Here is an 11,426-nt window from a genome sequence, read left to right on the forward strand (position 1 = left end):
TCCGGTAAGTTTCAAGAAAGATGTCGCCTTTAGGCCGCAATTTTTTCTGTATTAGAGGTTCTTTTTTTATTCAGTGTGACTTCAGAAGGTGCAGACCATTTCCTGATCTGACCTGACCACCGTTCCGGGTTTTTCATTTTTGCTCTTTGATAAACAACTCGTCGTCTGGCCAGGATTTCTTTGTCCCTGCCTGTGTGCCGATCATTGGGGGTTACATACGCCAGGCTGCTGTGACGATGCTCATGATTATACCACTGTACAAAACCCTCGACCCAGGTTCTGGCATCACTTAAGCTTTTAAAAGGCTTTTGAGGATACCAGGGGCGATATTTCAGAGTCTTGTATAAGGCTTCTGAATGGGCATTGTCATTGCTTACGCCAGGCCTTGAGAAGGACGGCATTACACCCAGCTGCTGCAAAGTGGCCAGCATGGTTGCTCCCTTCATGGGAGCACCGTTGTCAGAGTGTAGGACCAGTTGGTCTCTGGTTATGTTTTCCAGATAGCATCCTTCGCTGATCAAGCCTCCGGCCAGAGTGGATCCTTCACGGGTGTGTATCTGCCAGGTGATGATCTTTCTGCTGTAGAGATCAATGATCATGTACAGATAAAAGAACACTCCTCTAACCGGGCCCGGCAGATATGTAATGTCCCAGGTCCAGACCTGATTGGGCTCAGCAGCTGTCAGTTCTTCAGGCCTGTTGTGTCTCTTAGGCTTTGAAGGCTGCCTGTGGGTGTTTTGACCTTCTTCCCGAAGGATGCGGTACATGGTTGCCTCGGACGCCAGGTATGTTTCCTGATCAGCCAGATCCGCAACTATTTGATGCGGACTCAGGTTCCTGTATGCAGGACTGTTGATGGTCTTCAGAATCTTCTGTCGTTCCATTTCACTCAGTTTGTTGGCTGGTGTTTGGCTTGACTCTTTACGTCTGTCTTCAAGTTTCTCAGGACTTCTCCACCTTTGGATGGTCCTGGGACTTAAGCCGGTAATGGCACAAGCTTTTTTCAGCCTGGCTCCTGAACTGCAGGCTTCGTCTATAAGTGTCAGGATGCGCTTTTTCTTCTGGGTCGGGATCAGTCGTCCCTGTTGCCCCCCCAGAGGGCATCCACTTTTTTTTTGAGCACCAGAAGGGCCGTTGTTTCAGCTAAAGCCTTGTCCTTGCGGTTAAGCTCTTTTTGAAGATCTTTGACTTCTTTTTTAAGCTGACGGACATTATTGCCTTTGTTCCTTGATTGATCCTTGGAGAATTCTTTTTTCCATTTCTCCAGATGATGAGTATGTATTCCTTTTTGTCTGCACCAGGCTCCCAGCTGTTCGTCTGTAAGCTTGGCAGATTCAAGCAGGGCATCGAGCTTTTCTTTTGAGGACCAGTCCTGTGGACGTTTCTCATGTTTGGCCATAATGGTATCTCCAGTGCTTTGTGCTTTTTTAAGCCAGTATCGCATGGTTGAACCTGGAACTCCCATGTCCTTGGCGATCTGGGCTTGAGAGTCAGTCCCTGTAAGTACCATTTTGACCACGTTTTCTTTAAATTGCAAAGGGTAAGACATTATAACCAGCTCCTGCCCCTTGTTATGTTGAACATGATAGGATGAAAGGGATTTTTGTTCCAAGAGGAGCCCCCCGGGGGCTCCTCTTGGCCCTCCCTCAAATTTCATCCAAGACGACATCTATCCTGACACATGGGGGTTCTGACCGGGTATTCGAATCGGTAGCCGCCGCTAGTACTGGTCGGAAAACGCACGAAGACCGGCCTCGTCCGATACCTGCGCGAAGTCCATTCAGCCTTTAGCAAGAGGTTGGCGTTGTCGGGTCCTGGATTCTCCAGATTCCTGAGTACTGCATCATAGCGAAACAGCTTGATCCAGACGTATTTAGCCCGACGGAACGAAAGACCGAAACCGCCAATGTCTACAGAACGAATCGGACATCTTCGAATGCGCCGGATCGCCTGTCGTGCTATCCGATAAAGGTCTTCCTCTGCGGGGTCTTCGCCAGAGTTGAGGACTACAATGGCATCGACTCTCCTTAGACTTCCTGCGCTGGTGTTCTTCCGATTCCGAATGTAGTAGCGGAAGCACAGAGGAGTGGTGCCAGTCTCGCTCCAGCGCTTGCGTATCTCGACCCCCTGATGTGCAAGGCTGAGACGGAGTGCAAGGCGAACAGTCGAAAGCCGCCTCCGAACATTGGAACTATTGTGCCAAAGGAGGCTCGATTCCATGACCTCACTCAATGATTCTAAGGGTTCATCTTCTCGACGTGCAAGCGCGAGGCGCGCTGCGTCCAAGAAGATTGATCCGCTCACTGAGTGACCGGTATCGAAAGTGATCGCGATTCGATCGAAGTCATCTCCTCCGAAGTCTTGAGCCCTCGCAGCAAGATGTAGCGCATCAAACGTCTGCAGCGTGCGGGAGGGCATGGGCGTCGCGCATACGATCCCTAGCTGGTTCTTACCATGTAGTACCTCCGTTGGGATCAGTCGCTCAACCGACAGAGCGCGATACGACCCGGCTCCTCGAAGGGCCATAAGGGTAGCTCCAAGAGGAATCGCGTTTCCTCGGATGTACGTCGGATTGCGAAGGATGAAGAGAAGAATGGATGCGGCGACTGCGTTACTGGTAGCAATGATTCGGTCAAACAGCCGAAGGAAATCGCCAGGTGTCAGTTCAACGGTTCCGGATCGGTCAACGAACCGGATATCGGCAATGCCATACTCGGTGCTTCCGTGGGAGATCGCGTTTCGCACGGGGCCAAGAAAGCCGTTTCCAAGCTTTGAAAAACCTAGTCCGGGCAAAAGACTCACCCGATTTGTGAGCGTTTGGTTGCAGTACTGTTTGCCGCGCACACGCTCGAGAACGCCCAAAGGCAGGTTAATCAGATGATTGAAGGCGTGCTCCGTGTACCTCTGGTATTCGGGGAACCAGATGCACTCGAACTCTCCGTAGTCAGCCGGAGAAGACAGTGACGGCAGATGTTCGCGTCCCCAACTCGAGCCCTGGGATACGAGCGAGTGGATCGCATGGCTAAGCTCGCGTGCCTGTACTCGCAGGGTCTCAGCGGTCTCTGCCGGGTGGACCTCAAGAAGATCGATTAAAACTTCAATGTCATCGTCGTAGACGTACTTGAGAGGTCGCTTGTCCGCAAAATCGAAGAGCGACAGCGCCCAAGGTTCGCCCTGATGAGCAGCAACCCATCGGGCAAATCGAAGCACAACAGCTCGTTGCCTGGAAGCGGTTTCCAGGCGGACCATCGGGTGCGATGCGAGAAATGCGTTCAGGCTCATTCAGGTATTGCCCTGTTACTCTCTGGTGCCGTCTAACGCCAAGCTCAGCCGAGGAGGCGCGTTAGCGCCGACGTCGGCTGTAGCGCCGTGTTAGGGTCATCTACTGAAGAATGCATCTGGTAATACCTTGCATGACCCAAAATCAAACTGAGTGAGGAACTTCATGGACGGTGCTTTAGCCGTCGATTCGTTAACGATCTTTGAAACGGCTTCAATTTGCGTTCCATCGAGACGTTCATAGCGTTGAATTCTTACGACGAGGGAATTCACATTATCGGTGATATGGTCTCCTGTCTCGGTAAATGCATGGGGGCGCTCACCGTGTATGTACTCCGGAACAGCACTCGCCATGACTTGGGTATAAGCTTGCCCGGTTGTTCCCGATAGCGCTTGTTTGACATTTGGGTTTGATTGGAACAGCGCTGCCATGGTTCTTTCTATCCGAAATGCAACGTCTCCGCATAACCGCGAAATCTTGTCATGATCATCATGTGTGCTGTATTGATGTAACAGGACCAATTGCCAAAGACACTCGTAGTATGCACGCAACTCCGCATAAATCGCTCCAATCTGAGGCGCGATCCTTGGGGCCGCATGTAGGATATTGTGCGCTGCGTGAGTTGTGTTGATCAGCGTGAAACAAACCAGCAGGTCTGGCGACGACTTGTCTCTAGCAAGCACATCATCACCCATTCTCAGAAACGCTTCGGTCATGTTCGCCAACCAATCGGACAGTTGCAGCGCGTCTGGCGTTCGCTTGAATAGACTCCCAAAGAGGCTCATGTATCAATCTCCTTTTCCCCTGGCCTAACGCTTGAGGCGGCGGCCGCTATTGTGCCAGCGGCGATGAATATCGTGGGTGGGATTTGCTCAAACATTTCCTGTGTTGCCTAACAATGTTATTATACGGAATTCAAGAAAACACTTCTCCATATTTCCCCAAAAATTGGTAGCAATTTCTTAAATCTATTGTCAATTCAGCACCTTTCAAAAATCATACTTTCCAACATATTAGTCTGCCTGGGCCGTTTACCCCTCAGGCCAAAAGCCTTCAGGGTTTTGGCCTGGTCAGGGCCTCACTCTCATTGGCACAGAAGGCTGTCTGAAAGATTATGGATAAATGAGATTTGGTAAAATTCAGGCATCAGTATAATGGTGGGCTGTGATGGACAAACAGCCTCAAAGGACTGGTTCCAGTGTTGCGGATGCCATGCTCCGTTCCGGGCAGCACAAGGATATGATCGCCCGGACCCACAGCAGTCCAGTCCTGGTTGACCAGGGCCTCTCCCTGGCCTGATACTATGTAGATGGAATCAGCCTGAATTTCGTGGGTGTGGACCGGCACAGCCACCCCAGGGTCAATGACCAGTTCGGATACACTGACCAGATCTGACTTGCCCTGGGCCACCAGCATGGCCATCCCCACCCCGGCAAATTTGGGATGATCCTGGTATTTCCTTGATTCTGCAGGAGAAAATATGGTTTGCATGGACTGTCTCCTTTATCCTGGCTGCTGAGGCAGTGTTCTAGGGCAGGGTGTTTCAGTTCAACGCTCGGCTTAACCCGACGACTTCGGAGGGCCTGCGAAAAATCCGGTCAGGTTCAAGCCATCTTTAAACTCAATCACAAGGGCCAAGCCACCACATGATTACTTGCCACAAGATCCCTGCAAAACCAACAAGGAAAACAGCGGCCGCGATAATGTTGCCAACCCGAGCTGTTCTTACGTTGTCGAAGTGCTTCAGTTCATCTTTCGCATAGTCGGACAACGTGACCAGAGCTTTCGGGGTCACTTCGTAGTAGTTACCATCCATCATCTTAAGATCACCGGTCTCCACTAGGGAATCCATGACCATCCGCAGATGAGCCTTGTGCTCTTCGTGACCTGGATGGTGAAACCACCATCGCGAGTGCAGCTCCGCGCCTAATAAAAGCGGATGGAACAAAGAGCCTGGCTTCGCTATAGCTTGCTCCGTCAGCATTCTAAGAATGTCCATCCTCTCGCTTCTCACCAGTTGCCGGCGATTGTACAGCTCCTGCGAGAAGCGGTCCTTCCATAACGTTAACCAGTGCCTTCCGAAAACAGTGGCGAGAAGAAAGGAGAAAGAGCTTTCGTAATTGAACTGATAGCCCCGGTAATAGTGCTCAATCCGGAGACGATGGGGTAATGCGGCGAGCGCGCTCATCAGCAACGTCGCATTCCAACCAGCTCGCTGATCTTTCCAGAGAATCCCTGCGTAGCCCCTGAGCTCCTCCTCCTTCACAAGGAACTTCCAGTTGAGGGATGGGATCTCTAAGTAGGTAGCGTAGAAGTCATTTTTCCTAGCACTCTCGCCTGACAGCGGAATCGACCCCGGAGTCGGCCGCCTGAGAGCTTTTCTAATTGCATGACGAAGTAGCATGATTATCCGTTTGTTGCACAACTGAAATTATCCTGAATTCAAAAAAACACTTCTCCATATTCCCCCAAAAATTGGGTAGCAATTTCTTAAATCTATTGTCAACTCAGCACTTTTCAAAAATCATACTTCCCAACATATTAGTCTGCCTGGGCCCTTTAGTTCAAGACCGAGAGGTCAGCTTTATCCAGCAGGCCCTGTGCTTTTCCTGTAATGGGGGACAGAAGCCACTTTTTGACACTTGGGAAAGAAGCTTAACAAACTGTTGAAAATCTCCCAATTGCTGCGTCGCTACAAAAAGTTCAAACTCTTACGTATTCTAAATACGCTTCGACCTTGAACTTTTTTTGCTTCTTGCACTTGGAATTTTTGAACAGTCTGCCGGTTAAGGACTTTTTCAACCCGCTCTACTGACCAAGCTTTCCAGCAATTTCTGCCACCCTGGCCCCCAGCTTGGCCCCGTTTTCCCTGGCCTTTTCATCGGGCTCGCCTTCGCAGGCCGTACCATAGTGGCCAGTGGCACTCATGGGATCACCCACAATGACCATGCCGTAGATCATCATGGCCTGGATAATGGAAAACATGGTGGTTTCCTTGCCACCGGTGGGGTCTCCTGAGGTGGCAAAGGCTGCTCCGACCTTGCCTTCCATCTTTTTTCTCAGGCTGACAAACTCGTCAAACACCCTTTTCAGATCAGCAGCCATGACCCCGAAATAGACCGGAGACCCGGCAATGATCCCCTTGGCATTCTGAAAATCCTCCTTACTCACCTCAGCCGTACTCTTCAGGACAGCCTTGGCTCCATCTACAGTTTCCACTCCCTGGGCAATGGCCTGGGCCAGTTTTTTGGTGTTCCCGGACCTGGAATAGTATAAAACCAGGATCTGCATGCAGTTATCCTCCTTTTTTGATGTATCAGTCTTGGCATCCAGGATTGGAGATACAAAAGTATAACCCTGTTTTCAACCTGAAGCAGCCAGGTCTTTTTTTTGGCTCTTCCGGTTGAAGCGTACTTTTGAGAATTAAACTGCCTCATTTACATTAAGAAGAAGAATATTTCACGCCCGGCCTGAAGCAGGCCTTGAGACCACGGAGCAAGGCATGAGGAAGAGATATAATATTAATATCCCCCGAGTTGGGGGCTATGAATAACATGATCCCCGCCGGGGCGGATGGTCTTTTTCATTACTGCAACTCGCAGGAATGAAAAAATGCCTTCTCTCTTCTCCCAAGCTCTGCGCCTCTAGCGAGTCTTCGAAGCGGGCGAGAGACAAATATTTCTTATCTTTGGCACAAAGATGCGTTCCGCATGGCTTTGAGCCTTTTTCCGGCTACGTACGCTTGAACCGGATGAACCTTTTTCTGTCTGTAATGGCCTGTCTTACCAAAACGCACCAGAAAGCTCCAGGCATCACCTGCCTGTGACCCTGATCAGAGCTTACTTTGGGGTCAATTAATTCTTCTGTCCTTGACAAATTAGAACAGCTGTTCGAAACTAGCGTTCGAAACAATAGCCAGGGACAAACATTGAAAAATACCCAAAAACATAATGGAGACGTCAAAATCCGGCTGATTGAGGCGGCCGGCCAGATCTTTGCTGAATACGGCTACAAAGCCGCCACCATCAGGATGATCTGCACCAGGGCCGGAGCCCATGTGGGTGCAGTCAATTACCATTTCAGGGACAAACAGGGCCTTTTTGCTGCTGTGCTCCAGTATGCCCACCAGTGGTCGGTCCGCAAATATCCCCCTGACCTGGGCCTTAAAGACAGGGCCACTCCGGAAGACCGGCTCAGGGCCTTTATCCGCTCTTTTTTGCTGCGCATCCTGGGTGATGGGGTTCCGGACTGGCACGGCCGGCTCATTACCCGGGAAATAATCCAGCATTCCGAGGCCCTGGACCCCATGGTTACAAACTCTATCCAGCCTTTATACATCTACCTCAAAGAAATCATGGACCAGCTTCTGGACAGCGATCCTGCTGACCAGAGCTGCCAGGAACAGGCCTTTCTCTGCGCCATGAGTGTTCTGGGCCAGTGCCTGAACCACTTTACCGGCCAGAACATTGTTTCCAGAATAAAACCAGAGGGGTTCAACCAGCTGGATATTGAGGGCATTACCGAGCATATAACCCGCTTTTCCCTGGGAGGCATCCAGGACATAAAAAGGAGGAAGAATGAACATATCCCGTAAAAAGCAGCAGGAAATGCTCTGGACCATGATCCTGTCCAGAAAGTTCTCTGACTCCCTGGTGGAGCTGTGCAGGATCGAGGGCAAGATTCCAGGGATGATGATCCTGTCCACCGGTCAGGAAGCTGTGGGCTCAGGGGTCTGTGCCGCCCTGGAGCCAAGCGACGTGATCATCACCAACCACCGCAGCCACAACCACCTTCTGGCCAAGGGAGCCGACCCCAAGGGGCTGATGGCGGAAATTTTCTGCAAAAAAACCGGCTGCAATAAAGGCAAGAGCGGGACCCTGCATCTGGCTGTGCCTGAGGTTAATGCCCCCTGCACCACCACTGTGGTCGGGGCAACCCTGCCCATTGCCGTGGGCCGGGCCTTTGCCCAGCAGTACCAACAGGAGCAGGCAGTAACTGTCTGCTTTTTCGGTGACGGTGCAGCAGATGAAGGCTCATTCCACGAAGCCCTGAACCTGGCTGCCCTGTGGCAGCTCCCGGTCATATTTGTCTGCGAAAACAACCTCTATGCCGGGGCCCAGCGTTATGAAGAACACACCAGGGTCAAGGACATGGCTGAACGGGCCAGGGCCTATGACATGCCCGGCATTATTGTTGACGGCAACGATGCCCTGGCTGTGTACCAGGCCACCCTGGAAGCCAGGCAGCGGGCCCTGGACGGACAAGGCCCGACCCTTATGGAATGCAAGACCTACCGCTGCCGGGGCCACGGTGAAACCGATCCCCAGCACTACCAGCCAAAGGATGAGATCAGGGCCTGGCAGGAAAAATGCCCTATTCCAAGGCTTGGTGACCTGCTCATCAAGTCCGGGGTGATCACTGCTGCTAAGCTGGAGGAAATGGAATCCATGGCCGGAAATATCGTGGAAGAGGCTGTTCATTTTGCTGAGGAAAGCCCGTATCCAGAGCCCCATGAAGCCCTGGAAGATGTTTATGTTTAGCAGGCTGTTGAAAATCTCCCAATTGGCTTGGTCGCTTCAAAAAGTTCAAACTCTTACGTATGGGTAAATACGCTGCGACCTTGAACTTTTTTTGTTTCTTGCACTTGGGATTTTTGAACAGCCTGCCTGATAAGGAGTTTTACAACTTGCAGCTTGACTTAAAAGACCGGAGCCTGTCCGGATTTCGCAATGTTGCAATGTCTGACCGGCCACGGCTCTGTTGGTCAAAACCAGCCCTGACCTGGTTAAACCACAGCTTGAAAAGGTTTTGCCTTACAGAGCCGGGCCAGGGAGTTTGACAACATAAGAAATCCGGATTGGCTCCAGGATAAAATAATGGGTTCCTCGACGTTTCATGTGGATTATTTTAAAGTAAGCTGCTCATCTATTTTTGTGAGCCAAGAGCGATAGGCTGGTGAGTTTTCTTGTGTACGCCAAAAGGGGGAAACCGGACCGCAATGCAGATTTGATTCCACATATATTTCAACTATTAACAAATATTCCCCAAACTTACTCAAACCAAATGGTTAAGAGTCCGGAGGGGGCAGATATCCCCCTTTGGCGGACATTAGAAAACTCCCAGCCGAAAGCGGGGCAAACAAAAATCGTGAGCAGCAATTCCACAACTAACAACGTCGAAGACTGATAATGGTGAAAAGTTGTTATTGATTAAGATACATCAGATGGCCAGGCAGATCCGGCCATAAATAAGCAAGGAAGCAAGCTATGCAGAAATTAGGAATGGGACAGGCCGTAAACCAGGCCTTGAAAGAAGAAATGCACCGCGACCCCAATGTATTCATCGCCGGGGAAGGCGTTGGAGTGAGCATCCATGTCAACCCCATGTTTCCCACCCACGGCCTCCTGGAAGAGTTTGGACCGGGCAGGGTCAAAGACACCCCTGTTTCCGAGGCAGCCATTGCCGGCCTGGCTGTGGGCGCAGCTGAAACAGGGCTCAGGCCTGTGGTGGAGATCATGTTCAATCCTTTTTTCACCCTGGCCTCGGATATGATCGTCAACCACGCAGCCAAGCTCAGATACCTGTCCGGGGGCAAATCATCCTTTCCCCTGGTGGTCCGGATCAAAAGCGGAGCCGGATTCGGAGCCGGATGCCAGCATTCCCACAATTTAGAAGCCTGGGCTGCTCACTGCCCGGGGCTCAAAGTGGTCATGCCCGCAACTGCGGCTGATGCCAAAGGCCTGTTAAAGTCGGCCATCCGGGATGACAATCCAGTGATCTTTATTGAACATATGGGACTTTATTTCGCACCCATGCCGGTACCAGAACAGGACTACCTGACTCCTCTGGGCCAGGCCGATATCAAGCGGCCAGGCCAAGACCTGACCGTGGTCACCTGGTCCGGGATGCTGGGCGTGGCCATGGGCGCAGCTGAAAAACTGAGCCAGGAAGGCATTGAAATGGAAATCGTTGACCTGCGCACCCTGACCCCGTTGGACCGGAAAACCATCCTGGCTTCAGTTGAAAAAACCGGCAGACTGATTGTCCTGCACGAAGCCACCCGGACCGGCGGTTTTGCCGGGGAAATCGCAGCCGTGGTCATGGAGGAGGGATTCAGGTATCTCAAAGCCCCTTTAAGGCGGGTCACCGGACCGGACATCCCGGTCCCGGCCAGCCCTCCCCTGGAGAAATTCTACATCCCTGATCAAAACGACCTGATCCAGGCTGCCCGGGAGATCCTGTAACTGCTTTAAACACGAGCCCGAAAGGGGTGTTTTTCAAACACTTCTGTGGGGGAATATCCTGGCAATGATTCCAGAGAACTAAGCCGGGCATTACAGGGTTCATCCGGCTGAAGCATACTTTTGGAAATATGGGGCTTCAACGTCAGGCCTGGAATTGCTGCTCATCTATTTTGGTTTGCCCCGCTTGCAGCTGGGAGTTTTCTAATGTCCGCCAAAGGGGGATATCTGCCCCCTCCGGACTCTTAATCATTTGGTTTGAATAAGCCTGGGCAATAGTCGTTACCAGCTTAAATACATGGGGAATAAATTCTGGATTGCGGTCCGGTTTCCCCCTTTTGGCGGGCACAAGAAAACTCACCAGCCTATCGCTCTTGCCTCACCAAAATAGATGAGCAGCTTACTTAAAAAATCCACATGAAACATCGAGGAACCGGAAATATTAAAGGGCAATCCAGTGCTGTGCTCAGCAGCTCAAATGAAATCCGGCGGCCACATTACGGCCTTCTGCATAAAGCCGGTTGAACTCCTGGACTGCCCTGGCTGTACTCAGCTCAATCAACTGAGGGCCCTGCTCTTCAAGCTCAGACCTTAAGCCCGGATCAACCCGCAGCAGCCCTGGTCTGCCCCTGCCTATGACCAGATATTCCGGCTGAGCATCAAGGATGTCCTGGACATCTTCCACCAGGACCCTGTGCCCGTTCTGGCGCCACCATCCCGGAATGACCCGGCCCTTGATGATCTTCAAGTCATCGGTATAGTTTTGCCCCATGATCCGCATCCTGCCAAAAGAATATTTTTCAATCATTTCTCATCCTGCCGTCTGTATTCTGGTGCCAGCCTGCATCAGACTGTGACTTTCTGAAATCAAAACCTTCCAGAAAAACTTTTTTCTGTCCAGGGCA

11 protein-coding genes are annotated in these 11,426 nt (G+C 51.3%); 3 read left to right on the forward strand and 8 right to left on the reverse strand.

All coding sequences use genetic code 11. The features are described from left to right. Positions 1–29: 29 nt before the first annotated feature. The 7 genes from P771_RS0100615 to P771_RS0100650 form a co-directional block, all read right to left on the reverse strand. Positions 30–1,097 (reverse strand): IS3 family transposase, encoded by a 1,068-nt coding sequence (locus P771_RS0100615; RefSeq protein WP_150112094.1) that lies wholly within the window; start codon positions 1,095–1,097, stop codon positions 30–32. After that, entirely contained in the window at positions 1,073–1,549 is a 477-nt protein-coding gene (locus P771_RS0100620; protein WP_028573613.1) for a transposase, read from the reverse strand. The genes P771_RS0100615 and P771_RS0100620 overlap by 25 nt, the downstream gene beginning before the upstream one ends. Positions 1,550–1,653: 104 nt before the next feature. After that, positions 1,654–3,282: a hypothetical protein gene (locus P771_RS0100625; RefSeq protein ID WP_028573614.1), complete on the reverse strand. Its 1,629-nt coding sequence runs from the start codon at positions 3,280–3,282 to the stop codon at positions 1,654–1,656. Positions 3,283–3,378: 96 nt separating this feature from the next. Beyond that, positions 3,379–4,065, reverse strand: coding sequence for a hypothetical protein (locus tag P771_RS0100630; protein WP_028573615.1), 687 nt, complete (start codon positions 4,063–4,065; stop codon positions 3,379–3,381). 361 nt (positions 4,066–4,426) lie between these two features. Next, on the reverse strand, positions 4,427–4,771 hold the full coding sequence (locus tag P771_RS0100640; RefSeq protein WP_028573616.1) for a cupin domain-containing protein: 345 nt from the start codon (positions 4,769–4,771) through the stop codon (positions 4,427–4,429). A gap of 130 nt (positions 4,772–4,901) precedes the next feature. Next, positions 4,902–5,546 carry a hypothetical protein gene (locus P771_RS0100645; RefSeq protein ID WP_150112095.1) on the reverse strand — a complete coding sequence of 215 codons (645 nt, stop codon included), beginning with the start codon at positions 5,544–5,546 and terminating at the stop codon, positions 4,902–4,904. A gap of 542 nt (positions 5,547–6,088) precedes the next feature. Beyond that, positions 6,089–6,571: a flavodoxin family protein gene (locus P771_RS0100650; protein WP_028573618.1), complete on the reverse strand. Its 483-nt coding sequence runs from the start codon at positions 6,569–6,571 to the stop codon at positions 6,089–6,091. 637 nt (positions 6,572–7,208) lie between these two features. Between P771_RS0100650 and P771_RS0100655 the strand changes: the two genes are divergently transcribed. The 3 genes from P771_RS0100655 to P771_RS0100665 all read left to right on the forward strand — a co-directional run bounded on the left by P771_RS0100655 (position 7,209) and on the right by P771_RS0100665 (position 10,524). Further along, entirely contained in the window at positions 7,209–7,874 is a 666-nt protein-coding gene (locus tag P771_RS0100655) for a CerR family C-terminal domain-containing protein (RefSeq protein WP_035243721.1), read from the forward strand. Then, a complete protein-coding gene (locus tag P771_RS0100660) occupies positions 7,858–8,820 on the forward strand; it encodes a thiamine pyrophosphate-dependent dehydrogenase E1 component subunit alpha (RefSeq protein WP_028573620.1) in 963 nt (320 codons plus the stop codon). Before P771_RS0100655 ends, P771_RS0100660 begins: the two co-directional genes overlap by 17 nt. A gap of 726 nt (positions 8,821–9,546) precedes the next feature. Next, positions 9,547–10,524, forward strand: coding sequence for an alpha-ketoacid dehydrogenase subunit beta (locus P771_RS0100665; RefSeq protein ID WP_028573621.1), 978 nt, complete (start codon positions 9,547–9,549; stop codon positions 10,522–10,524). A gap of 463 nt (positions 10,525–10,987) precedes the next feature. Here P771_RS0100665 and P771_RS0100675 read toward each other — a convergent pair whose 3' ends face one another. Next, positions 10,988–11,329, reverse strand: a complete 342-nt coding sequence (locus P771_RS0100675; protein WP_028573623.1) for an Mth938-like domain-containing protein — start codon at positions 11,327–11,329, stop codon at positions 10,988–10,990. Positions 11,330–11,426: the final 97 nt, after the last annotated feature.

The sequence above is a fragment of the Desulfonatronovibrio hydrogenovorans DSM 9292 genome, from assembly GCF_000686525.1.
GTDB lineage: Bacteria > Desulfobacterota > Desulfovibrionia > Desulfovibrionales > Desulfonatronovibrionaceae > Desulfonatronovibrio > Desulfonatronovibrio hydrogenovorans.